This window comes from Bradyrhizobium sp. 191 (genome assembly GCF_023100985.1).
Taxonomy (GTDB): domain Bacteria; phylum Pseudomonadota; class Alphaproteobacteria; order Rhizobiales; family Xanthobacteraceae; genus Bradyrhizobium; species Bradyrhizobium diversitatis.
Window position 1 is genome coordinate 8,012,538 of sequence record NZ_CP064692.1, and the last position, 24,031, is coordinate 8,036,568.

The window sequence follows — 24,031 nt, forward strand, 5'->3', positions numbered from 1 at the left end:
CGGAAAAGTGTGCAGCGGTTTTCCGGAAAGATCATGCTCAAACAATAACCTAAAGCGCGATGGCGTCATCGCGCTTTAGACCGCGATATTGTCGATCAGCCGGGTGGTGCCGAGCTTGGCTGCGACCAGGATCCGCAGGGGCCCGTCCTTGCGCGAGGTGACCGGCGCCAGCGTCTCGGCGTGGCGGACCTCGTAATAGTCGAGCGCAAAGCCGGCCGCCTTGATCATTTCGGCGCCGCCAGCCATCGCAGGTGCGATCGAATCGCCGGCCCGGATGCGCCCGGCGCTCTCCTTCATGGCGCGGTAGAGGACGGCGGCGGTCTGCCGCTCCTCCGGTGAGAGGTAGACGTTGCGCGAGGACATCGCGAGCCCGTCGCGCTCGCGCACGGTGCGGGAGCCGAGGACCTTGACGCCGAGGTCGAGGTCGCGCGCCATCTGCGTCACCACCCGCAACTGCTGAAAATCCTTTTCGCCGAAGATCGCAAAGTCCGGCCGGCACTGCGTGAACAGCTTGCCGACGACGGTGGCGACGCCGCCGAAGAAGTGCGGGCGGAAGCGGTCCTCGAGGCCAGCCAGCGCCGGTCCTTCCGGCACGATGCGGGTGGCAAAGCCCTCCGGATACATGGCCTCGACGCCCGGGTGCCAGACGATATCGACGTCCTCGGCCGCGAGCTTGGCGATGTCGGCCTTCCAGGTGCGCGGATAGGCGCCAAAATCCTCGGTCGGGGCAAACTGAGTCGGGTTGACGAAGATCGACACCACGACGCGGCTGGCGCGCCGCTTGGCGAGGCGGACCAGCGACACATGGCCGTCATGGAGGGCCCCCATGGTCGGGACCAGCGCGATCGTGGCTTTTCGCTTGCGGAGATTGTCGACGGCGCGTCGCAGGGCGGGGACCGTGCGGGCGATCAATGGGCTTGCTGACATCAGGACTCGATGGATTGGGAATCGGCGCGGGTGCGGGCATCGTGCCCGACCGGCTAACCTTAACAAGTGGCGATCGTGGACGCCATGCATCCGGATGCGGCACAGCATCCCGCGCAAGGTGGCGCAGGACGTCGCGACATTGCAGACCGGATCAACAGACGAAGGACGGCGCAACGATTCACGATGAAACAGGGCGCGTTGCGATTTGCATGATCTGTCACGCATTTCACTTGACCGCAGACGCGGTCAACTCGAAGATATTCGCGAGCGGCGTTGAGGATCACCATGCTTGTGCAGGCTAGCCAAGGCCGATCGGGCTCGGCGCATGTGGTCGTGCTCGGCAACGAGAAGGGCGGCTCCGGCAAATCGACCACCGCCTTGCACATCGCCGTTGCGCTCCTCAAAGCCGGCCAGCGCGTCGCCACGATCGATCTCGACTGCCGCCAGCAGAGCTTCACCCGCTACATCGACAACCGCGCCGCTTGGGCCCGCCGCACCAAGCTCGATCTCGAACTGCCGGTGCATCGCTGCATCAAGCTCGGCGAGACCATGCAGATCGCCGAGAACGAGCATTCCGAGTTCCAGCAGTTCATGGAGGCGGTCTCGGCGGTCGAGAGCAGCTTCGACTTCATCGTCATCGATACGCCCGGCACTGACAGCTATCTCATGCGGCTCGCCCATTCGATGGCCGACACCCTGGTGACCCCGCTCAACGACAGCTTCCTGGATTTCGACGTGCTCGGTACCGTCGATCCCGCCAACTACGCGGTGACGGGTGAGAGCCACTATGCCGAGATGGTGCGAGACGTCAGGCGCAAGCGCCGCCAGCTCGACGGCGCAACCACCGACTGGATCGTCGTGCGCAACCGCCTGTCGATGCTCGGCTCCCGCAACAAGCAGCTCGTCGCCGAGGGACTGAAGGATTTGTCGCTGCGGCTCGGCTTCCGTTACGTCGACGGCTTCGCCGAACGCGTCGTCTACCGCGAATTCTTTCCGCGTGGTCTGACCGCCCTCGACGAAATCGACGAGGCCACGCTCGGCATGCGGCCCAATCTCGGCCATCTTACCGCGCGGGAGGAGGTGACGAGCCTGCTCCGCCAGCTCAAGCTGCCGCTCGACGAGCGCGGTCGGCGCCGCGCCGCCAACCGGGCCGAGTGGTTCAACCAGGTCGACAAGCCGCTCGAGGTCCACGACATCCTGGGCGTCTAAAGCGGCGGCGGTAAGCTGCTACTTTCCACCGATCCAAGCAGCCGGTTCCTGCGGGAACCGTGGCTGCGCTCGACGCGTTTTCACTCCGTGTTGACTGCGAAACCAACCCAATTAGGGGCCGGTTGCGTCGGATGGTGAGCTGCACCTGACGTAGTGGTATGAGAATGGGGTGCACAGAAAACGTGTGCGTCGCACAATGGAAGGGCTGCGATTTCACATTATTTAGCCTTCCTGTCACGCTGCTGTGACATATATTAGGGAATAGGCGACAAGGGGCCAAAGAGCTCCGGAAGAACACGATTTTCAACAGGGATTCAGGCCACTAAGCCTGAGGCTGAGGACGAAAATGAAGCGTGGAATTGCCGTTCTGGTTTCGGTCAGTGCCCTCTGCGGCATCGCCTATTTCACGGCGAGCAAGTGGGCCATCAAGCACGAGACCATCACCTTCTACGACGCCTCGCGCGACAATCGTCCGGTGCCCGTCTACGTCGCGGTGCGCCGCGACAAGGAAATGCAGGCCAACGCCGGCATGATCACGCTGCCGGTCGCCGTGATCAATCACGGCAACACCGTCAAGAACACCGAGTACGGCTTCCTCGCCAACATCTTCGCTGCGCGCGGCTACATGGTCTTGAGCCCGCAGCATGACCTGCCGACGGATCCTCCGATGGTGACGAAGCCCGGCGAGCTCTATGTCGGCCGCCTGCCGCAGATCCTGCGCGGCGTCGCCAACATTCATCTCGCCATGCAGGAGATGAAGAAGGTTCAGCCCAATGCCGACTACGACAAGGTGACGATGGTCGGCCACTCCATGGGCGGCGACATCACGATGTACTTCGCCAAGCAGTATCCGGATGAGGTCAAGAAGGTCGTCACCCTCGACAATCTGCGCGTGCCCTTCGTCACCGCCGGCAAGTTCAAGATCCTGTCGTTCCGCTCCCAGGATCCGCAGTTCAAGACCGATGCGGGCGTGCTTCCGACCGACGAGGAATGCGAGAAGGCGGGCATCCAGGTCGTGAAGACCGAATTCCAGCACAACGACATGCGTGACACCGGTCCGGATGTGGCGAAGAACTCGATCCAGAGCATGCTCGACAAGTTTCTGAGCACGACCGACAGCGAAGCGGCGCCGGTCGACACGCAATCGTCCCCGCCCAAGATCCTCGAGCCTGGTCCGGTCGCTCTGATGGCACCCGCCAAAGGTTGACCTACAAGAGCTGACGCACAAGACGTCACCGCTCGACTGCACCGATCGTCAAAGCCTCCGCCGGCCTTCCCGCGGAGGCTTTGCACATTGACCGGACCGCATGCGCTGACCACATTAGTCGCTGACGCAAGGTGCAAGCAGCGATGTCGGGCGAACCCATCAAACCGCGCGGTCGCGATGCCGCTTCGGCGCAAGCAGACGGCGCGCTGCCGCAAGCGGCGACCTCAACCTCGGAAGACATCGCCGCCTTCGTCGCCAAGGCGCGGGCGCTTTCACCACATTCACCGGGCTCCAAGGGGCGGCTGATCTTCGCGCTGGATGCGACGATGAGCCGGCAGCCGACCTGGGACCTGGCCTGCGCGCTCCAGGCCGACATGTTTCGCGAGGCCGCAGCGCTCGGCAGTCTCGACATCCGGCTGGTCTACTATCGCGGCTTCAACGAGTGCCGTACCACGGGCTGGATCTCCGACAGCGCCAAGCTGGCGGCGCTGATGAGCAAGATCGATTGCCGCGGCGGCGATACCCAGATCGGCAAGGTGCTGAGCGAGGCCCGGCGCGAAGCGGTGGCGTCCGGCGTGCGGGCCGTGGTCTTCGTCGGGGATGCCATGGAGGAAAACGTCGACGAGCTCTGCACCAAGGCCGGCGAGCTCGGCATGCTCAAGGTGCCCGTGTTCGTGTTTCAGGAGGGCCGTGACGCCGTCGCCGAGCAGGCCTTCCGCCAGATCGCGCGCCTGACCGGTGGCGCCTGGTGCCGGTTCGATCCCGGCGCGGCGGCGCAGCTGCGCGAGCTGTTGCGGGCAGCTGCGGCCTATGCAGCCGGCGGACGCGAAGCGTTGCTGAAACTGGCGAAGACCGCGAGCGGCGCGGCGATTCTGATCGGCCAGATGAAGTAGCGATCGGGCAGGCGCGGCTCGCGGCGGCGGTGGATGCGATGCATTTTGCGGCGAGGGCGACTATATTCCGGTCATGACCCTGATCGCCGGCGCTGTCGCCGTTATCACGCTTTATCTGCTGCTTCAGATGTTCCGCGCGGCCAATCCGGCGGTGCTGGCGCGAACCATCAGGTTTGGGGGCGGCGTGCTCGCGCTCGCGGTCGCGGCCTTCACGGGTTTGCGGGGCGAGCTGGCGGTTGCGATCCCGCTCGGAATCTTCGGCGCGGGGCTGCTTGGCTGGACGCCACTGGCGAATGCCGGCTTCGGCAATATCGGCGGGCTATTCGGTGGCGGTGCGGCGCCGGCGCAAGGGCAGGTTTCGCGCGTGCGCTCGCAATTCCTCGACATGCGGCTCGACCACGATTCCGGGCAGCTTACAGGCCAGATCGTCGCCGGACCTCACGCCGGGCGCAATCTCGGCGACTTCGATCTCGCCAGCCTGCTGGCAATGGTTCCGACGTTCGACGCCGAGAGCGTGGCCTTACTTGAAAGCTATCTGGACCGCCGGTTTCCCGCTTGGCGTCAGAACGCGCAGGGCGATGCGGCAGGGCGGCAGCGCCGCACGGCGGCGAGCGGCAAAATGACGGCGGAGGAAGCGTATCAGATCCTTGGCTTGCAGCCGGGAGCGGGACGCGACGACATCAGCCGGGCCCACAAAGCCCTGATGAAGAAACTCCATCCCGACCAGGGGGGCTCGACGTATCTCGCTGCCCGGGTAAACGAGGCCAAGGATACTCTGCTTCGCACGCATAACGGCTAACTCCGGCACTACGCTACAAACGCCCGTACCGCGTGAGCTCCGTTCGCTCCGTTTGCCGTCGCCTCGATGCCCGCCATTGTCGGCGTGGTGATCCCTTGAGTAAAGTTTTAACCGTAAATCCTTGACGAGAGGTTGTCGTGGAACGGCCTTGTCAGGAATAGCCTCGGCATCACCGCATCCCCAAAACGAAATGCCCGCGCAAGGGCGCGGGCATTTGGCTCGGAATGGAGAAGGGAGATCAGTTGCGCACGGTGATGCAGGAGATCTCGGCGCGCTTCAAGGTGCGGCAGACGGCTTCGGCCTGGTCGCGCTCGAGCCCGGCGAAGCGGGCGCGGTAGAGCTTGCGATTGTCCTTGGCGACAACCGGCTCGGTAAACGGATCGGCCTTGCTGAGCAGGCCGCGGGCGGAGCTGCGGGCAGCGTCGATACGCTGCTGGGCTTCGTTCTCGCTTTCGAGCGCGCCGACCTGGACGATCCAGCCGCTGTGAGCGACGGCCGGCTTGGTGGCGGTGGTGGTGCTCATCTGGATCGGCTGCGGCGCCGGGTCGGCGGACGCGAGCTTGGGACCGGCGGGGGCGGGCGCAGCGGCGGTTGCCGCCGGCAGGACCCCGAGGATGCCGTTGCCGGTACCGAAGCCCGCCGGCTGCCGCGGCAGTTCGGTGCGGGCAATCTCGGCCTTCGGTGCTTCCGGCTGGCTGACCGCCTCGGGCTTGTTGATGAGGTCCGCCCGGGCGACGACGGCGCCGGAGGTTTCCGCGACGTCGGAACGGGGCGGGATGGTGCTGGTGACCGGCGGGGCGACCTGGACGCCAACCTGGGCCGGGGCGGCGGAAGCGACCTTCACGGCGCCGGCCTTGACCTGAACCGTCTTGACCCGAACCGGCTTCATCGGCTCGGACGATCCGGGGACGATGGAGAGCGGCTGGCTCGAGATCACGCCATTGGTGAGCGGTGCAGGCTCGACCTTGGATTCCGTCGGCCGAACTTCGGGCTTGTTGGCATCAGACCGGTGCTGAGCCGGCGGCATCGCGGCAGTCGCGGCGGCCAGCGTCGACAGACGCGCGGCAAGGCGCGACGGGGCCGCCTCGGGAGCAGGGGCCGCGCCGGCCTGGACCTGCAGGGCGGAACGGGAAGCATCCGACGCATCGGCGACGTTGGTATTGGCCTCGGCGCCGTTGCGCTCCGTGACCGCGGCGACGGTGTGGACGGTCGCGCCCTTGTCGAGGTTCTCCGCGAGCAGGCTGCGCATGATGGCGTCGCGCGAGCCGCCGCTGCGGCCGCCCAGCACCACGCCGATCAGGTGGCGGTTGCCGCGGCGGATCGAGGTGACGAGGTTGAATCCGGAGGCGCGGGTGTAGCCGGTCTTGATGCCGTCCACACCCTCGACGCTGCCGAGCAGGTGGTTGTGGTTGCGGATCGACTGTCCCCGCCAATTGAAGGTCGAGGTCGCGAAGTAGCGATAGTAACGCGGGAAGCGCTCCTGGATGGCGCGACCGAGCGTCGCCTGGTCGCGCGCGGTGGTGACCTGCTCGTCATTGGGAAGGCCGTTGGCATTGCGGTAGACCGTCCTGGACATGCCGAGCGAGCGCGCCTTGCGCGTCATCATCTGGGCGAAGTCGTCTTCGTCTCCGGCGATCGCTTCCGCGATCACCACCGCAGCGTCGTTGGCTGAGCGGGTGACGAGGCCCTTGATCGCGTCCTCGACGCGAATGGTCTGGCCGGCACGCAGATTCAGCTTGGTCGGATCCTGATTGGCGGCGTGCTGCGACACCGGCATCTCGGTGTCGAGCTTCATCTTGCCGGATTCGAGGCGCTCGAACAGCAGATAGAGCGTCATGATCTTGGTCAGCGACGCCGGATGGCGGATCCCGTCAGGGCTTGTTGCCTGGAGCACCGCGCCGGAATTGCCGTCGACGATGATGGACGCGAATTTCGGGCTCGAGCTCTCGGACACATCGCGCTGGACGCGGTGATGCACATGCTGGCGGCGATGGCGCCGCGCCTCCGCTGCATCGGTGGTGATGATGACCGCGATGGTGACCGTAAGAAGCCCCAAAACGCCAACCCGCGCCAAGCGCGAGGAAGACAAGTTGTTACGAAGCATGGAACCCCGTCCCCGTTTCTGACTTGATCACCGGCCCGTGAGGCGAAATTGTGCCCAATGGTCCCGGGATCATTACCTGCTCAGGCTGTCCCTCCGCTGGTGTTCGCCACGGGGGACGTTGGACCCGAGCCGCTGTTCTGGCTAAGGTGATGTTCTCAAACGGCTTTGGCCGCCTGCGGAAGTGAACACGTCCAGGGAATCAGGGTAGGGCGCCGCGGTTTCCAAAAGCTTAAGGAACCCTTGCGGGAAACCCCGGGAATCTCTGCGATTTACATCTAGCTTTTGTGCGTCGCACAAGATTCTTGACTTTATTGTGCGTTGCACTAATTATGGGCACAGTCAGGGAGCCGGGGCTTCCCGACGCGAGCCAGGGAAAAGGATTCCGACATGTTCAAGGTTGAAGACTTTCAGAACTACGGGAAAGAGCAGTTCGAGCAGTGCGTTGCCTCCGCGACCTCGGTGCAGCACGGCCTCCAGGCGATCGCCAGCGCCTATGGCGACTATACGAAGAAGTCGTTCGAAGACACCAAGTCCTTCGTCGAGAAGCTTTCCGGCGTGAAGTCGCTGGACAAGGCCATGGAAGCGCAGACCGATTTTGCCCGTTCCTCCTACGAGACCTTCGTTGCGGAATCGCAGAAGATCGCCGGCCTCTACAGCGACCTCGCCAAGCAGGCGTTCAAGCCGGTCGAGACCATCGTGTCGAAGTTCACCCCGGCCGCTCAGTAAGGTTTCAGGACATCCTGGAATCGAAAAGCCCGGCTGCACCAGCCGGGCTTTTTGCTGTGTGCGATGATCCGTCAGCGCGCTGCGCGCAGCAGCTCGCTCGAAGTCCGATCGCTGCCGGTGTTCACCTGCGTTGGCGCTGTCGCGGCGGATGTTCTGTCGGGCGTCGATCTGCGAAGCGTTGCCGTACCTTCGGTTTTGCGTTCGAGACCGTCGGAGGATCAGGATGATCGTGTCCCTGTAGATGCAGTTCGCGCCCCTGGCCTGCGCGTTGATGACGGGACACGACGATCCCGGATCTGGTGGTTGCCCGATTTCGCGCCACGCCATTGAATGGTAGAATATTGAACCGTAGGAAACCGGAGCCGGAGGCGGGTTAACAACCCGGTTCCTGGTCAACATGTTCTAAACATGCCGGGCGGAAATTTTTGTCAAATCGGTCTGGATTGATTAACCTGACGAGGATCGCCCGGACCGGGAATCGGGACTGCCACGGCCGCATCGGCCCGATCTCCGCAAGCTTGCGGCAAGCCGAGGGCAGGCCCATATTGCTGGCGAACGGTCCGGCTCGAGCCGGATGTGTCGGGAGCGGCGATCCAACAAGGCGGCGCGCCTGCGCCAGGCTCCGAAGGGCGGAGTCGCGCGGTGACCGCCATGCGCTTCCGTGGGGAATTTGAACGCCTGTGCCATGCCGCAATTGACTTCCAGTATCGACCTGTCCGCGCCAGCCGCCGCCGACGCTCCTCGCATGAGCAATGACGAGAACCGTTCGGGCACCCCCTCGGGTCCGAACACGTCGGTCATCACCAAGGTCAAGCCGAAGACCAAGCGGCCGAACCTGTATCGCGTGCTGATCCTGAACGACGACTACACGCCGATGGAGTTCGTCGTCCACGTGCTGGAGAAGTTCTTCAACAAGGACGTCGAAGCGGCGACCAAGATCATGCTGCACGTCCATCATCACGGCATCGGCGAGTGCGGCGTGTTTACCTATGAGATCGCCGAGACCAAGGTGACGCAGGTGATGGACTTTGCCCGCAAGCATCAGCATCCCCTGCAATGCGTGATGGAAAAGAAGTAAGACGCCTTGCGGCGCGTTTGAAGCCGGCTCTTGTGCAAGTCGCGGCGTGATTGTTGCGGTCACGGCTGCGGGCGAGTCCCGTTGCTGGCCGGCAAAACTACGGAATTCCGCGCCGGCGCCGATCCCGCCCAAATCGGAACGGGTTTTGCATTGAAATTACCGCAGGTGTGTCGCCGTCGAGTCGCGGAACCGGTCTTTCGCCGCGGTCTTGTATAACTATATGTGACAAAGGTTGTTGTTGCCTGACCGGGCGAGGACGATCATGATGGTGGGGGCCATAGAGGACGCGAATGCCGACTTTTTCCCAAAGCCTTGAACAATCCCTGCATCGTGCGCTGGCGATCGCAAACGAGCGTCATCACCAATACGCGACGCTCGAGCATCTTTTGCTCTCACTGATCGACGACTCCGATGCAGCCGCGGTCATGCGCGCCTGTAGCGTCGATCTCGACAAGCTCCGCACGAGTCTCGTCAACTACCTTGAGACCGAATTCGAGAACCTGGTAACGGATGGCGCCGACGACGCCAAGCCGACCGCCGGTTTCCAGCGCGTGATCCAGCGCGCGGTGATCCATGTGCAGTCGTCCGGTCGCGAAGAGGTGACCGGCGCCAACGTGCTGATCGCGATCTTCGCCGAGCGCGAGAGTCATGCCGCGTATTTCCTGCAGGAGCAGGACATGACGCGCTATGACGCGGTCAACTATATCAGCCACGGCATCGCCAAGCGGCCGGGCGTCTCCGAGGCGCGGCCCGTGCGCGGCGTCGACGAGGAGACCGAGACCAAGGGCAACGAGGACGCCAAGAAGAAGGGCGAGGCGCTCGAGACCTATTGCGTCAACCTCAACAAGAAGGCACGGGACGGCAAGATTGATCCGGTGATCGGACGCAATTCCGAGATCAACCGTGCGATCCAGGTGCTGTGCCGGCGGCAGAAGAACAACCCGCTGTTCGTGGGCGAAGCCGGCGTCGGCAAGACCGCGATCGCGGAGGGCCTCGCCAAGCGCATCGTCGACAGCGAGGTGCCTGAGGTGTTGGCGGCCGCGACCGTGTTCTCGCTGGACATGGGCACGCTGCTTGCCGGCACGCGCTATCGCGGCGACTTCGAGGAGCGCCTCAAGCAGGTGCTGAAGGAGCTCGAGGCGCATCCCAACGCCATCCTGTTCATCGACGAGATTCACACCGTGATCGGTGCGGGCGCGACGTCGGGCGGGGCGATGGATGCTTCGAACCTGCTCAAGCCGGCGCTGGCGTCGGGCACCATCCGCTGCATGGGCTCGACCACCTACAAGGAATATCGCCAGCACTTCGAGAAGGACCGCGCGCTGGTGCGGCGCTTCCAGAAGATCGACATCAACGAGCCGACGGTCGAGGACGCCATCGCGATCCTCAAGGGCCTCAAGCCATATTTCGAGGACTACCACCGGCTGAAGTACACCAATGAGGCGATCGAAGCTGCCGTTCAGCTCTCCTCGCGCTACATCCACGACCGCAAGCTGCCCGACAAGGCGATCGACGTGATCGACGAGTCCGGTGCGGCACAGATGCTGGTGGCCGAGAACAAGCGCAAGAAGACCATCGGCATCAAGGAGATCGAGACCACGATCGCCTCGATGGCGCGGATCCCGCCGAAGAGCGTGTCGAAGGACGACGCCGAGGTGCTCAAGCATCTTGAGACGACGCTCAAGCGTACCGTGTTCGGCCAGGACAAGGCGATCGAATCGCTTGCCGCCTCGATCAAGCTCGCACGCGCGGGTCTGCGCGAACCGGAGAAGCCGATCGGCTGCTACCTGTTCTCCGGGCCCACCGGCGTCGGCAAGACGGAAGTGGCAAAACAGCTCGCGGCGTCGCTCGGCGTCGAGCTCTTGCGCTTCGACATGTCCGAATACATGGAGCGGCACACCGTGTCGCGCCTGATCGGCGCGCCTCCCGGCTATGTCGGCTTCGACCAGGGCGGCCTCTTGACCGACGGCGTCGACCAACATCCGCATTGCGTGGTGCTGCTCGACGAGATCGAGAAGGCGCATCCCGATCTCTACAACGTGCTGCTCCAGATCATGGATCACGGCCGGCTCACCGATCACAATGGCAAGCAGGTCAACTTCCGCAACGTGATCCTGATCATGACCACGAACGCGGGTGCGTCCGATCTCGCCAAGCAGGCGTTCGGCTTCACGCGCTCGAAGCGGGAAGGCGACGACCACGAGGCGATCAACCGGCAGTTCGCGCCGGAATTCCGCAACCGTCTCGATGCCATCGTCTCGTTCGGCCATCTCAGCGTCGAGGTGATCGGCACCGTGGTCGAGAAGTTCGTGCTTCAGCTCGAAGCGCAACTCGGCGACCGCGACGTGACCATCGAGCTGTCCGAACCCGCCAAGACCTGGCTGGTCCAGCACGGCTACGACGAGCAGATGGGCGCGCGCCCGATGGCCCGCGTGATCCAGGAGCACATCAAGAAGCCGCTGGCCGACGAGGTGCTGTTCGGCAAGCTGAAGGGCGGCGGTCACGTCCGTGTCGTTCTCATCAAGGACGAGGCCGACGAGACCAAGGAGAAGATCGGCTTCGAATTCGTCGAAGGCCCGGTCACGCCGAAGCAGGAGAAGCTGCCGGGTGCTCGCAAGCGCCCGCCGGGCAAGTCCAAGCCCGGCGGTCCCGGCGGCTCGAAGGGGCCGACCTCCAAGGGCCCGCTGGTCAAGGCTTGATCTGCGCGCGATGAAATCGAAAAGGCCGGCTGCAAAGCCGGCCTTTTTGTTGGCGCCGATGTCGGCGTCGAGGGCCGCGGGAACCTGGGCCTGGCTCCTTTTAGTCTCCCCGCAGGCGCTGATCGTCCTGGACACGGACGTGCTCGGCGCCGCGCGCGCCCGCGGGAGACAGCCGCAGCATGCTCAGCGCCGCGCCGCAGAGCGCAAATCCGACGCCGACGAGGAGCGCCAGCCTGGTGCCCTCAACCGGATATCGTCCGAGCAGCAGCGCCACCAGCGCTGCCCCCGTGGTCTGGCCGAGCAGGCGCGCCGTGCCCAGCATCCCGCTTGCGCCGCCGGCGCGCTCGCGCGGAGCGGCCGCGATCATGGTGCGGTTGTTAGGGGTCTGGAACAGGCCGAAGCCGGCACCGGCCAGCGCCATGCGCCAGATCACGTCGAACGGGGTCGGCGTCGCAGGCAGGAAAGCCAGCGCGGCAAGGCCGCAGGCGAACAGCGTGAGGCCGATGCCGCCGAGCAGGCCCGCCGGATAGTGCTCGACGAGGCGGCCGGCAAGGGGCGCTGCGAATGCCACCGCGATCGGCCAGGGCGTGATCAAGAGCCCCATATGCACGGCCGAATAGCCGAAGCGGCTCTGGAGATAGAAGGGGATCGCGACGAAGGCCAGCATCTGCCCGCAGAACGATGCGATCGAGGTCGCTATCGACAGCGCGAACACCGGAATGCGCAACAGATCGACCGGCAAGAGTGGCGAGCTCATGTGGGTTTCGCGATAGATCAGCAGCACGCCGGCGACGATGGCGATGGCGAATTGCACGAGGCAGGTGATGGCGGCCTCGCCATGACCGACGCTGTCGACAGCCGCGATGCCGACACCGAACGTGATCGCGGACAGGCCCGCGCTCTGCCAGTCGAAGGAACGGCTCGCAGGCCTGGTGTGCGGCAGGCTGCGCAGGCCGATCAGCAATGTCACCGCCCCGAGGGGCACGTTGATGGCGAACAGCCAGGGCCAGCTTCCGACGGCCAGGATGCCGGCCGCGAGCGTCGGTCCGGCCGCGGCCGAGAAGGCGACCACGAGCGCGTTGAGCCCGATGCCGCGGCCGAGCTGGCTGCGCGGATAGGTGAAGCGCACCAGCGCCGCGTTGACGCTCATGATGCCGGCCGCGCCAAAGCCCTGCAGGATGCGCGCGGCCGTCAGCAGCGGCAGCGTGTGCGCCAGCGCGCACAATGCGGAGGCCAGCGTGAACAGCACCAGTCCGACCAGATAGACGCGGCGATAGCCGACGATCTCGCCGAGCGAAGCCAGCGGCAGCAGTGAGATCGTGATCGCGAGCTGGTAGCCGTTGACGATCCAGATCGAGAAGGCCGGGCTTGCATCGAGGTCGGCCGCGATCGTCGGCAGCGCGACGTTGGCGATGGCGCTGTCGACCACCGCCATGATGATGCCGAGCGCAATTGTCAGCACCGCCTGGTTGCGCTGTGGCTGCGGCAGGCCGTCGGCATGCTCGATGGTGGTCGATGACATCGTGAAGCGTGCTTGCTCGAGATGCGGTTGCTGGTCCGCAACCTGATCCGACCCGGGATGGTTCCAGCCAAAGCCTTGGCGGTTTCAGTCCTGTTTCGGCTTCCGTGGCGCCTGAATCGCCTTGAGGTAGCTTACCACGGCCTCAGCGTCGTCTCGGCCGAATCGAGCCGTGGCATCGAGCGGTGGATGCTGCCGTAGCCGTCCTGGAGGCGCTGCATGAAGTCGGGGTCGTAGAGCTTGTTCTCGCCGAGGTTCCGGAAGGGCGGTGCCAGCTCGTTCCGGCTCTTGCCCGTCCTGCCGACCGCGTGGCACTGCGCGCACATCCGTTGCAGCAGTGCTTAGGCGCGCCGCTGTTCGAGATCCAGGGCTTGACTTGCCGTGCTCCACAGAACGCCAACGGCGAGCAGCGCTGGCGCGATCCTATTCATCGCTCATGTCCATCATTCCCGGCGCACGGCCTTCATGGCAAATCGGCGCGACAGCCTCGCGAGTGCCGCAGCGTGTCACGGCCGACGCAGGCGGGCTTGATGCAGCTCAAATGTCCTACACCGCCGGCGGATTCCGCTCGGTGAAGGTCACGCGCTGGTGCCAATAGGGATAGGGCAGGGTCACCGTGCTCGCGGCATCGAGCTTTGCGACCTGGTCCTTGGTCAAGGACCAGCCGACCGCACCGAGATTTTCGCGCAGCTGGGTCTCGTTGCGCGCGCCGATGATCAGCGTCGAAACGGTCGGACGCTGGAGCAGCCAGTTGAGCGCGATCTGCGAGACGCTCTTGCCCGTCTCCTTCGCGATCTCGTCGATGGCCTCGACGACACGGTAGACATGCTCGTCCGGCACGGGCGGTCCGAACTCGGCCGTCTTGGGCAGTCGGCTGACTTCCGGCTTCGGCTGGCCACGGCGGATTTTTCCGGTGAGGCGTCCCCATCCGAGCGGCGACCAGACCACGGCACCTAACCCCTGGTCGAGCCCGAGCGGCATCAACTCCCATTCGTAGTCGCGCCCGATCAGCGAATAGTAGGTCTGGTTGGCGACGTAGCGCGGAAAGCCGTGCTTGTCGGCGACGGCGAGCGATTTCATCAGGTGCCAGCCCGAGAAATTCGAGACGCCGACGTAGCGGATCTTGCCGGCGCGCACGAGCACGTCGAGTGTTGCGAGCACCTCTTCAGGCGGGGTGAAGGCGTCGAAGCCGTGCAGCTGGAACAGGTCGATGTAGTCAGTGCCGAGCCGGCTCAACGAACCGTCGACGGCCGCGAGCAGATGCTGCCGCGACGAGCCGATATCGTTGGGGCCCTCGCCGAAGCGGAACGTCGCCTTGGTCGAGATCAGAACCTTGTCGCGGCGGCCCTTGATCGCTTCGCCGAGCACCCGCTCGGACTCGCCGAGAGAATAGATATTCGCAGTGTCGAACATCGACACGCCGGCCTCGAGGCAGATGTCCAGAAGGCGCCGCGCTTCGGTCGCGTCGGTCGCGCCCCAAGCCGCAAGGCGGCCGACGCCGCCGAAGGTGCCGGTGCCAAGACTGAGGGCGGGCACCATGAGGCCTGAACTGCCCAAGCGTCGGTATTCCATCGATGTGCTCCTCGGCTGGCCGCTGATTGATCATTGCGGCTCAGTGGCAAAGGATAGTGCAAGCAGGGCCCGCGTCCTATCACGCGCTCACATACCGGCCTTGCTTCGGGATGACCTGGTCGTGCAGGGGATCGCTGACTGAAAGGGATCTCAATGCCGCAACTGGCTCTGCCGGAAGTCGCGCGGCGACATTCCGAAATGCTCGCGGAAGACGCGGCCGAAATGCGAGAGGTCGTTGAAGCCCCAGCCGAACGCGACCTCGCTGATGTGGCGATGGGCGAGCACGGGCGAAGCGAGGTCGCGCCGGCATCGGGCGAGGCGTTCGGCAAGAACATGGCGCTGGAAGGAGGTGTCCTCGTCGGCGAGAAGATCGTTGACGTAGCGCGGCGAGATGCCGAGCGCGCCGGCGGTCTCCGCGAGTGTGAGGTTGGGATCGGAGAGATGCGCGCGGATGTGCGCCTTCAACCGGTAGAGCAGGGCCGAGCGGTGGGTCGAGGACGGCAGCGATGTCCTGCCGAGCCGCTCGCTCAAAGCCATGGCGAGCAGATCGACCGCCTGCTCCGACAGCGCGGCGGCAGTGTCCGGGGCCAGCCCGTCCGCGCTCTGGCAAAGCCGGAAGATGAAATCATAGGCGAGCCGCTCGAGCGGCGCGTCGGCCCCGAACGACGTCGCCGTCAGCGTCTCGGTGCCGCCGAGCCGGCGCCGCAGCATCTCGCGCGGCACCTTGAAGATGGTCTGCGTGAAGGCGTCGTTGAACTTCAGCTCATACGGACGCGTGGTGTCATAGAGCGCGAACTCGCCGGGATGGATCACGGTCTCCCGGCCGTCCTGCACAACGCCGCCGCTGCCGCGATTGCCGAGGGCAATGAGAACAAAATCCTGGCCCGAGCGCGCGATGCGAGAGGGCGTGCGGAACACGTGCTGGCGGTCCGAGCAGACCTCGGAGCATGCCGCCTTGCCGAGCGAAGCCTGCGTGACCGAGCCGCGAAAGGCGCTGCCGAGGTCGGACTTGCAGTCGAGGCCGACGAAGACGTCGCAGACGATGTCCTGCCAGAGGGCGAGCCGCCGATAGCCGGGGCTGCCGTCTGTCGTGAACTGGATTGTCATCTGGACAGCCTCCCTTTCACATCCCGCAAAATCGCCGGGGATCCAGCCTGCCGCAGGCAAATGCCGTACCGACCGACGGTCCCTTCCCAGTCGAGTTTTTGTTCCGCCGTGGTCGAGCGCCCGGCCGCCCGGCTTGGCCAAATAGACTGCATCGGACGTGGTTTCCGATCAACCGGCAATGGAGGCGGGAATGGGCATCGAGCATCCGAAATACAAGGTCGCGGTGGTGCAGGCGGCGCCGGCCTGGCTTGACCTCGAGGCCTCGATCGACAAGTCGATCGCTCTGATCAAGGAGGCCGCGGAAAAGGGCGCCAAGCTGATCGCCTTTCCCGAGGCCTTCATCCCCGGTTACCCTTGGCATATCTGGATGGACTCGCCGGCCTGGGCGATCGGACGCGGCTTCGTGCAGCGCTATTTCGACAATTCGCTGTCCTACGACAGCCCGCAGGCCGAGCGGCTGCGCGAGGCCGTGCGCAAGGCAAAGCTCACCGCCGTGATAGGCCTGTCCGAGCGGGATGGTGGCAGCCTATATCTGGCGCAATGGCTGATCGGCCCTGATGGCGAGACCATCGCAAAGCGCCGCAAGCTGCGGCCGACCCATGCCGAACGCACGGTCTATGGCGAGGGCGACGGCAGCGACCTTGCCGTGCATGCGCGGCCCGACATCGGCCGTCTCGGCGCACTGTGCTGCTGGGAGCATCTCCAGCCGCTGTCGAAATACGCGATGTATGCCCAGAACGAGCAGGTCCACGTCGCGGCCTGGCCGAGCTTCTCGCTCTACGATCCCTTCGCGCCGGCGCTGGGTGCCGAGGTCAACAACGCCGCCTCGCGTGTCTATGCGGTGGAGGGCTCCTGCTTCGTGCTGGCGCCTTGCGCGACGGTGTCGCAGGCCATGATCGACGAGCTCTGCGACCGGCCGGACAAGCATGCGCTGCTGCATGCTGGCGGCGGGTTTGCCGCAATCTACGGCCCCGACGGCGGCCAGATCGGCGAGAAGCTGGCGCCGGACCAGGAAGGGCTGCTGATCGCCGAGATCGATCTTGGCGCCATCGGCGTTGCCAAGAACGCCGCTGACCCCGCCGGCCACTATTCGCGGCCCGACGTCACGCGGCTGCTGCTCAACAAGAAGCGGTACCAGCGCGTCGAGCAGTTCGCGCTGCCGGTCGACACCGTCGAGCCCACGGAGATCGCGGCGGCGGCAAGCTGAGCGTCGCTGCGCGGAACGGGCTTACGTCAAGCCACACAATGTCCTAGCAGTTCGGGATGTGCGGCGCAGATATGATGCGCGCCGGCGTCCCGCAACTCGGTCTCGCTGCCATAGCCATAGAGCACGCCGATTGCGGTCATCCCGTTGGTCCTGGCTCCGACCACGTCATGGCTGCGGTCGCCGATCATGATCGCGTTGTTCGCGTCGACTCTGGCCTCGTCGAGCGCATAGCGGAGCAGGTCGCGCTTGTCGACGCGGGTGCCGTCGAGCTCGGAGCCGAACACGCGCTCGAAATACGGCTTCAGGCCGAAATGATCGACGATGCGGGTGGCGTAGACCGCAGGCTTGCTGGTCGCGACGAACATGCGCGGTGTTGTCGCAGTAAGCCTCGTGAGGGTGTCCATGATGCCGGCATAGGCTTCGTTCTCGAACAGGCCGATATCGCTGAAGCGCTCCCGATAGAGCAGCAGCGCGCGGTCGGCGAGTTCGTCGGTTCCGGTGAGCTTTTTCAAGCTGGCATGCAGCGGCGGCCCGATGCACCAGGTCAGCTCGTCCTCGCTCGGGACAGGCTGGTTGAGCCGCTCCAGCGCGTATTGGATGGATCGCGTGATCCCCGGCTTGGGATTGGTCAGCGTGCCGTCGAGATCAAAAAAGATTGTCACCATTCGGGCGAAACCTGCGTTGATACTGCCGCTTGTGCTAGTTGGCTGGGGTTCCAAGTCAAGGTCCGATTTGTCCGATAGCGTCAGTGCCATGCGAATAGCTCGGGTCATCGCCGTCTTGTGCCACGCCTTCGTGCTGTCGCCGGTGCTCGCAGACGAGACGCCGGCCCCTGTCGTGCCTTCCAATGCCGAGGACGCCCAGAAGCCTGGGGAGAAACCCGCGGATGCGCGTGAGAGCGACACGCGGGAGTCGATCTGCCTGATCGTGGAGGCGGCTGCGCGCGATGCCAATCTCCCGCTCGAATTCTTCGCCCGGGTGATCTGGCAGGAGAGCCGCTTCCAGGCCGATGCGGTCGGCCCGATGACGCGCAACGGCGAGCACGCACAAGGGATCGCGCAGTTCATGCCGGGGACTGCAAGCGAGCGCGGGCTGCTCAATCCATTCAATCCGGTGCAGGCATTGCCGAAGTCGGCCGAGTTTTTGAACGAGCTGCGCAACCAGTTCGGCAATCTCGGCCTCGCCGCGGCGGCCTACAATGCCGGTCCGCGGCGTGTGCAGGAATGGCTCGCCGGCACCGGGCCGATGCCGGAGCAGACCCGCAACTACGTCTTCGCCATCACCGGCACGAGCGTCGATGCCTGGGCCAAGGCGGGCAGCACCGGCAAGGGACCGCCGAGTTCGCCGCCGACGAGCTGCCGTGATCTGATGGCGCTGCTCAAGCGCGCGCCGAATCCGTTCGTCGCCGAGCTCGAGCAGCATGTGGAGCTTGCCGCTGCAAAGATCTGGGGGGTGCAGCTCGCGGCCGGCTTCGACCGCAACAAGGCGCTGGCGATGTATTCCAGGGCGGTCACGAAACTGAGCGCCGTGGTCGGCGAGCGTGACCCGAGCCTGCTAAGCTCGGTGATGCGCAGCCGCGGCACGCGCGCCTTCTACCAGGTGCGCATCGGCGCGGATACCCGAGCCGAGGCCGATGATCTGTGCAACCGCATCCGCAAGGCGGGCGGTGCCTGCTTCGTGCTGAAGAACCGCGGTGTGAGCGGGTAGAGCGCATTCGCTCTGGCCGTCATTCCGGGGCGATGCGAAGCATCGAACTATGGTGCGCAATTGCGCACCTGAGAATCCATCGGGCCACAGAGACCGTCGCGAGATGGATTCCGGGTTCGCGCCAAGTGGCGCGCCCCGGAATGACGACGGTGGGCCTGGGCCTCGCGCATGCCAGCCCCGCCGCGGGCTTCCTTGACGCGGATGCCCCCATTGCCCGTTATGCGGGCACGATTCCGTAAACCCCGACCGACACTCCCGTGGCGCTTCCTCCGCTCGATTCCCCTCAGTGGCAAAGTCCGTGGCGCGCGTTTGCGTGGGGACTGCGTTCGATCACGCAGACGATCCTCACCATCGTGCTGTTCGTGACCTATCTCGGCATCGGCGCGCTTGCTCACGACACCCATTTCAGCCTGGTCTGGGCGCTCGCCTCGACGCTGTTCGTCTGGGCCGGTCCCGCGCAGATCATTCTCATCACGACGCTCGGCTCGGGCGCGACCATCATCCAGTCCGCGATCGCGGTGACGGTGAGCGCCATTCGGCTGTTTCCGATGGTCGTGTCGGTGCTGCCGCTGATGCGGACGCCGACGACGAAACGACGCGAGCTGGTCTTCGCCGCGCATCTGACGGCGGTGACGCTGTGGGTCGAGTGCCATCGCTTCCTGCCGCTTGTGCCGCGCGAGCGTCGCATCGCCTTCGTCCACGGGCTCGGCTGCGGCCTCGTTTCGGTGTGCCTCGTCGCCAACACGGTCGGCTATTTCCTCGCCGCCAACCTGACGCAGACGCTTGGTGCGGCGATCCTGCTGCTGACCCCGCTGTCCTTCCTGTTCTCGACCGCACGCAACAGCCGCGAGGTCGCCGATGTCGTTGCGCTGGCGCTCGGGATATTGCTCTACCCGCTGGCCGCCAGGATGAACTCCGGCCTCGACATCCTCGTCAGCGGCGTCGTTGCAGGCACGATCGCTTATGGCGTGCATTGGTGGCGGGAGGTGCGCGCATGAGCTTTGCGCAGCTCATCGGCGACTGGCACGCGCTCGCCGTGCTGTTCGTCGCCGGCGTCGTTCCGAACCAGATCTGGCGCATGCTGGGGCTGTGGTTCGGCGGTGGCATCGACGAGGGCTCGGAGCTCCTGGTCTGGGTGCGTGCGGTCGCGACCGCGATCCTGGCCGGTGTCATCGCCCAGATCGTGGTGGAGCCGCCAGGGGCGCTTGCCACTGTACCTGACGTGCTGCGCTATGGCGCGGTCGGCGCCGGGCTCGTCGTCTTCCTGCTGACCCGCCGCTCGATCTTCGCCGGCGTGGTCACGGGCGAAGTCTTCATGCTGGCCGGCAAGTGGTGGTTGGGCTAAAACCGCCGGCGAACAGCAAGGAACTGAAACATGGTTCGCGAACAGGAGCTACGCGAGGGCGAGGTCGCCATCGAGCTGCCGCCGACGCAAGATGCCGGCCTCGTCTTCATCGGCCGTATCCGCACGCCCTGGACGTCGCGCCTGGAAACGCCGCGGCAGGGGCGTCAGGACGGCCCGATATGCCGCCTCGAGATCTTCGAGCCGTTCGTGCCGGCGATCAAGGGCGTCGATTTCTACAGCAATCTCGAAGTGCTCTACTGGCTCGACCAGTCGCGCCGCGACATCATCCTGCAAAGCCCGAAGAACAACGAGAAGACCCGCGGCACGTTCTCGCTGCGCTCGCCGGTTCGGCCCAACCCGATCGGCACGTCGATCGTGAAGCTGGTCGGCATCGAGGGCAATGCGATCCTGGTGCGTGGGCTCGATTGCCTCGACAACACACCGCTGATCGATCTCAAGCCCGACCGCTGCGAGTTCACGCCACTGGCCGCGCCGCAGAAGGGCGATTTCGAGACGGGGTAGTCACGCTCTCTCCGTCGTCATTGCGAGGAGCGAAGCGACGAAGCAATCCAGACTGCCTCCGCGGAGGGATTCTGGATTGCTTCGTCGCAAGGGCTCCTCGCAATGACGGAGTCTGTGGGGCTACCCGGCCTTCAACGCCGCGATCAGCTTGGCCGCGTGCTCTTCCAGCACCTTGGCGTCTTCCTTGCGGCTCGCCGGCGGCAGCATCGCGACGCCGTCGTGGCGCGGCATCACGTGCATGTGCAGGTGAAACACCACCTGTCCGCCGGCCGGCTCGTTGAATTGCTGCACGGTGATGCCGTCGGCCCCGAACGCCTTCATCGCGGCGGCTGCGATCTTGTGCGCGCCGCGGGCGACATGGGCGTAGTCGTCCGGCTTGATGTCGAGGATGTTGCGGGCAGGGGCCTTGGGGATCACCAGGGTGTGGCCGGGCGTGCGTGGCATGATGTCGAGGAAGGCCAACACGTGCCCGTCCTCGTAGACCTTGTAGCAGGGCAGCTCGCCGCGCAGTATCTTTGCGAAGATGTTGTTGGTGTCGTAGGCGGTCATGGTAGCTCCTCGGCGGCTCCTCGAGATTTTGCACTTACTGTCACCAGCGGCGGCGAGGCGTCAAGGCGCCTCATCGGCGCCCTTGCGGAACGGGCCGAGCTCGGCGAGCTCCCGTCCGGCCTCCGCGACATAGGCGCGCTCGCGCTTGAGGTAATCGTCGATGGCGCGGCGCAGGCCCGGATCGGCGATGAAGTGGGCGGAGTAGGTGGTGCGCGGCAGGTAGCCGCGCGCGATCTTGTGCTCGCCCTGCGCGCCGGCCTCGACATGCTTCAGGCCGTGTCTGATCGCGAAGTCGATCGCCTGATAGTAGCAGACCTCGAAATGCAGGAACGGATGATGCTCGACCGCGCCCCAGTTGCGGCCGAACAGCGTGTCCGAGCCGATGAAGTTGATCGCACCCGCGATCCAGCGGCCGTTGCGGCGGGCCATCACCAGCAGCACGTCCTCGCTCATGGTCTCGCCGATCAGTGAGAAGAACTCGCGCGTCAGGTAAGGCCGGCCCCATTTGCGCGAGCCGGTCTCCATGTAGAATTGGAAGAACGCATCCCAGGCATCCTCGGTGATGTCCTTGCCCGTGAGACAGTGGATCGTGATCCCCGCGGCCAGTGCGTCGCGCCGCTCGCGCTTGATCGATTTGCGGTGGCGGGAGTTCAGCGTCGCCAGGAAGTCGTCGAAGCTCGCAAACCCCTCGTTGTGCCAGTGGAACTGCTGGTCGGTGCGCTGGAGGAAGCCGTGCTCTGCGAGCAGCTTCCATTCGGCCTCGCGCGCGAAGGTGACGTGGACCGAGGACGCCTTGCTGACGCCGCACAGCGCCACCAGGCCGCTCGCCAGGGCGTCGGTGATCTGCGCACGGTCGACGCCTTCGCGTACCAGCAGCCGCGGCCCCGTTGCCGGCGTGAAGGGAACCGAGACCTGAAGCTTCGGGTAGTAGCGCCCGCCGGCGCGCTCATAAGCGTCTGCCCAGCCGCGGTCGAAGACGTATTCGCCTTGCGAGTGCGATTTCAGATAGCAGGGCACGACGCCGACGGCGCGGCCGTCGAGCTTGGCCACCAGATGCCGCGGACCCCAGCCGGTGCGGATGGTCGCCGAACCCGACTTCTCGGCGGCGGAAAGAAATGCGTGCGAGACGAACGGGTTATAGGCAGGACTTGAGAGGCTGAGGGAATCGGCTGGAAGGGCGGATGAGGCTCCCAGGCCATGCCCCTTGCAAGCCTTTTCGTTAAGAGCCTTGCCGGGATTGGCGCAGGCGTCCCAATCCTCGGGCGAGACTTCGCCGATGGATGGTACGGCCTCGAGCGTAATGTCGGATGATGCCATTGCGCCCAAGATCGTGCATTGCAGCAGCGACTTCAAGGGGTGGAGGAACACAGGTCTCGTGCCCCGGACGCAGCGCAGCACTTGGTGGTGCGCTGCTGAGCCGCGGCCCATGTGGCAGCGCGCTCGCGAAGAGATGGGTCCCGGCTCTGCGCAGCAACGCGATGCGTTGCAGCGCGTCCGGGACACGAGAGCTTATGTGCGCCGACGACAACGCCTCCTACGGCACAAACCCCTCAAAGATCATCTGATCCGCATATTGGGCGACCCGCGTCCGCTGCTCCGGGGTGCGCACGGTCCAGCCGAGCAGGGCGCAGCCGAAGACGTTGCGGGCGATCCAGGGGGCAGGGGCCGGGAGGTGATCGATCTTGAAAGCGACGAAATGCGGCTGGGTCTGCAGGCCGTGGCGCAGGTACAGCATGCTGTCGCGCTGCTGCTGCGTCAGGTTAGCCCAATACTCATCCTCATAGGTCCGTTGCGCGACGATGCCGCGCGGGCGGGAGGGCAATAGCTCGCGCAGCGCCAGCACCTGGTCGGGGTCGAACGACATGCCGACCGCGGGGCCGTCATAGGATCCCAGTACCTCGGCCATTCGCTTCACCAGCTTACGGTCGCCGCCAAAATGGCTCTTCACCTCGATCACCAGCGGCACGCGGCCGGCGACCATGGCGCAGAGATCGCTGAGCGACATCATCCGCTCATCGGTATCCCTGAACCTGACCGCCTTCAGCTCCGCCGCGGTCTTCGAGATGACGTCCCCGGTGGCCTCGGTGAGACGGCCCAGCGCGTGGTCGTGATGCACCATGGCTTCGCCGTCGGCCGAGAGCTGGATATCGACCTCGATGGAAAAATTGCCCGCAATCGCAGCCTGCACCGCACCCGGCATGTTCTCGACGATGCCGCGCGAAATGTCGTGCAGGCCGCGATGTGCGACCGGCCGCGCTGTCAGCCAATCCGGAGCACGCATTCGCGTCAGGCGACCTCGAACACGCCGTCGACCTCGACCGCCGCATCGGCGGGGAGGGAGGCCACACCGACGGTGGTGCGGGCATGGCGGCCCTTGTCACCGAACGCGGCGACCATCAGGTCGGAGGCGCCGTTGAGCACCTTCGGTCCGTCGAGGAAGTCCGGCGCCGAGTTGATGAAGCCGCCGAGGCGCACCACCCGCACGACCTTGTCGAGATCGCCGAGCGCCGCCTTGACCTGGGCCAGCAGGTTCACCGCGCAGCCACGCGCGGCCGCCGCGCCCTCTTCGATGGAGACGCCGGCACCGAGCTTGCCCTTGGCGATCAGCTTGCCGGCGGGATCAAAGCAGACCTGGCCGGAGACGAACAGCAGATTGCCGGTGCGCACGAACGGGACGTAATTGGCCACGGGGGTGGGGGCCTCGTGCAGCTTGATGCCCTGTTCCGCCAGTTTCTGCTCGACCGTGCCCGCCATGTCCGACCTCGTTGTCCAAAATCATTGCCCCGGCGCGTCCGTTTGAAGGCCGGGCGCGCCCTGTTTCGCCCATCGTGCCGTCACATGCAAGCAACCGGAAGGGGGGC

Annotated in this window: 23 protein-coding genes; 12 read left to right on the forward strand and 11 right to left on the reverse strand. The window is 65.2% G+C overall.

All coding sequences use genetic code 11. The features are described from left to right. Positions 1-75: 75 nt before the first annotated feature. Complete coding sequence (gene panC, locus IVB23_RS37835) at positions 76-927, reverse strand: pantoate--beta-alanine ligase (protein ID WP_061877264.1); 852 nt, start codon at positions 925-927, stop codon at positions 76-78. Positions 928-1,212: 285 nt separating this feature from the next. On the opposite strand from panC, the gene IVB23_RS37840 reads away from it, so the two are divergent. The 4 genes from IVB23_RS37840 to IVB23_RS37855 all read left to right on the forward strand — a co-directional run bounded on the left by IVB23_RS37840 (position 1,213) and on the right by IVB23_RS37855 (position 5,035). Then, complete coding sequence (locus tag IVB23_RS37840) at positions 1,213-2,136, forward strand: division plane positioning ATPase MipZ (protein WP_061877347.1); 924 nt, start codon at positions 1,213-1,215, stop codon at positions 2,134-2,136. A gap of 346 nt (positions 2,137-2,482) precedes the next feature. Then, the gene (locus tag IVB23_RS37845; protein WP_197966140.1) at positions 2,483-3,343 is read left to right on the forward strand and encodes an alpha/beta fold hydrolase; all 861 of its coding nucleotides are present in this window, start codon (positions 2,483-2,485) and stop codon (positions 3,341-3,343) included. 143 nt (positions 3,344-3,486) lie between these two features. Further along, a complete protein-coding gene (locus IVB23_RS37850; protein ID WP_247802004.1) occupies positions 3,487-4,236 on the forward strand; it encodes a VWA domain-containing protein in 750 nt (249 codons plus the stop codon). Between the two features lie 73 nt (positions 4,237-4,309). Further along, complete coding sequence (locus tag IVB23_RS37855) at positions 4,310-5,035, forward strand: DnaJ domain-containing protein (RefSeq protein WP_247802005.1); 726 nt, start codon at positions 4,310-4,312, stop codon at positions 5,033-5,035. A gap of 238 nt (positions 5,036-5,273) precedes the next feature. Here the strand turns inward: IVB23_RS37855 and IVB23_RS37860 are convergent, their stop codons facing one another. Continuing rightward, entirely contained in the window at positions 5,274-7,139 is a 1,866-nt protein-coding gene (locus IVB23_RS37860) for a D-alanyl-D-alanine carboxypeptidase (protein WP_247802006.1), read from the reverse strand. 387 nt (positions 7,140-7,526) lie between these two features. Between IVB23_RS37860 and IVB23_RS37865 the strand changes: the two genes are divergently transcribed. The 3 genes from IVB23_RS37865 to clpA all read left to right on the forward strand — a co-directional run bounded on the left by IVB23_RS37865 (position 7,527) and on the right by clpA (position 11,642). After that, positions 7,527-7,865, forward strand: coding sequence for a phasin family protein (locus IVB23_RS37865; RefSeq protein WP_061877269.1), 339 nt, complete (start codon positions 7,527-7,529; stop codon positions 7,863-7,865). Positions 7,866-8,610: 745 nt separating this feature from the next. Further along, positions 8,611-8,943, forward strand: a complete 333-nt coding sequence (gene clpS / locus IVB23_RS37870; protein WP_212377472.1) for an ATP-dependent Clp protease adapter ClpS — start codon at positions 8,611-8,613, stop codon at positions 8,941-8,943. 290 nt (positions 8,944-9,233) lie between these two features. Then, positions 9,234-11,642, forward strand: a complete 2,409-nt coding sequence (clpA, locus tag IVB23_RS37875) for an ATP-dependent Clp protease ATP-binding subunit ClpA (RefSeq protein ID WP_247802007.1) — start codon at positions 9,234-9,236, stop codon at positions 11,640-11,642. Positions 11,643-11,742: 100 nt separating this feature from the next. Here the strand turns inward: clpA and IVB23_RS37880 are convergent, their stop codons facing one another. The 4 genes from IVB23_RS37880 to IVB23_RS37895 form a co-directional block, all read right to left on the reverse strand. Further along, on the reverse strand, positions 11,743-13,164 hold the full coding sequence (locus tag IVB23_RS37880) for an MFS transporter (protein WP_247802008.1): 1,422 nt from the start codon (positions 13,162-13,164) through the stop codon (positions 11,743-11,745). Positions 13,165-13,295: 131 nt separating this feature from the next. Further along, positions 13,296-13,487: a hypothetical protein gene (locus IVB23_RS39530; RefSeq protein ID WP_311976943.1), complete on the reverse strand. Its 192-nt coding sequence runs from the start codon at positions 13,485-13,487 to the stop codon at positions 13,296-13,298. A 220-nt stretch (positions 13,488-13,707) separates the two neighbouring features. Then, the gene (locus tag IVB23_RS37890) at positions 13,708-14,733 is read right to left on the reverse strand and encodes an aldo/keto reductase (RefSeq protein WP_247802009.1); all 1,026 of its coding nucleotides are present in this window, start codon (positions 14,731-14,733) and stop codon (positions 13,708-13,710) included. 150 nt (positions 14,734-14,883) lie between these two features. Continuing rightward, complete coding sequence (locus IVB23_RS37895) at positions 14,884-15,840, reverse strand: helix-turn-helix domain-containing protein (RefSeq protein WP_061877275.1); 957 nt, start codon at positions 15,838-15,840, stop codon at positions 14,884-14,886. A 190-nt stretch (positions 15,841-16,030) separates the two neighbouring features. On the opposite strand from IVB23_RS37895, the gene IVB23_RS37900 reads away from it, so the two are divergent. After that, positions 16,031-17,047 (forward strand): carbon-nitrogen hydrolase family protein, encoded by a 1,017-nt coding sequence (locus tag IVB23_RS37900; RefSeq protein WP_247802010.1) that lies wholly within the window; start codon positions 16,031-16,033, stop codon positions 17,045-17,047. Positions 17,048-17,073: 26 nt separating this feature from the next. Here the strand turns inward: IVB23_RS37900 and IVB23_RS37905 are convergent, their stop codons facing one another. After that, positions 17,074-17,712: an HAD family hydrolase gene (locus IVB23_RS37905; RefSeq protein WP_061877277.1), complete on the reverse strand. Its 639-nt coding sequence runs from the start codon at positions 17,710-17,712 to the stop codon at positions 17,074-17,076. An 88-nt stretch (positions 17,713-17,800) separates the two neighbouring features. On the opposite strand from IVB23_RS37905, the gene IVB23_RS37910 reads away from it, so the two are divergent. From IVB23_RS37910 to tsaA, 4 genes are all read left to right on the forward strand, one after another. After that, positions 17,801-18,754: a transglycosylase SLT domain-containing protein gene (locus tag IVB23_RS37910; protein ID WP_061877278.1), complete on the forward strand. Its 954-nt coding sequence runs from the start codon at positions 17,801-17,803 to the stop codon at positions 18,752-18,754. A 257-nt stretch (positions 18,755-19,011) separates the two neighbouring features. Further along, positions 19,012-19,752 (forward strand): AzlC family ABC transporter permease, encoded by a 741-nt coding sequence (locus IVB23_RS37915; protein ID WP_061877279.1) that lies wholly within the window; start codon positions 19,012-19,014, stop codon positions 19,750-19,752. After that, positions 19,749-20,099: an AzlD domain-containing protein gene (locus IVB23_RS37920; protein WP_061877280.1), complete on the forward strand. Its 351-nt coding sequence runs from the start codon at positions 19,749-19,751 to the stop codon at positions 20,097-20,099. The genes IVB23_RS37915 and IVB23_RS37920 overlap by 4 nt, the downstream gene beginning before the upstream one ends. 30 nt (positions 20,100-20,129) lie before the next feature. Next, positions 20,130-20,621 (forward strand): tRNA (N6-threonylcarbamoyladenosine(37)-N6)-methyltransferase TrmO, encoded by a 492-nt coding sequence (gene tsaA, locus IVB23_RS37925; protein ID WP_197966130.1) that lies wholly within the window; start codon positions 20,130-20,132, stop codon positions 20,619-20,621. Between the two features lie 120 nt (positions 20,622-20,741). Here the strand turns inward: tsaA and IVB23_RS37930 are convergent, their stop codons facing one another. From IVB23_RS37930 to IVB23_RS37945, 4 genes are all read right to left on the reverse strand, one after another. Beyond that, positions 20,742-21,170, reverse strand: coding sequence for an HIT family protein (locus IVB23_RS37930; protein WP_247802011.1), 429 nt, complete (start codon positions 21,168-21,170; stop codon positions 20,742-20,744). Between the two features lie 60 nt (positions 21,171-21,230). Beyond that, positions 21,231-22,487: a GNAT family N-acetyltransferase gene (locus IVB23_RS37935; RefSeq protein ID WP_247802012.1), complete on the reverse strand. Its 1,257-nt coding sequence runs from the start codon at positions 22,485-22,487 to the stop codon at positions 21,231-21,233. Between the two features lie 217 nt (positions 22,488-22,704). Next, on the reverse strand, positions 22,705-23,451 hold the full coding sequence (locus IVB23_RS37940) for a glycerophosphodiester phosphodiesterase (RefSeq protein ID WP_247802013.1): 747 nt from the start codon (positions 23,449-23,451) through the stop codon (positions 22,705-22,707). A 5-nt stretch (positions 23,452-23,456) separates the two neighbouring features. Beyond that, on the reverse strand, positions 23,457-23,924 hold the full coding sequence (locus tag IVB23_RS37945; protein WP_061021329.1) for a RidA family protein: 468 nt from the start codon (positions 23,922-23,924) through the stop codon (positions 23,457-23,459). Positions 23,925-24,031 lie beyond the last annotated feature (107 nt).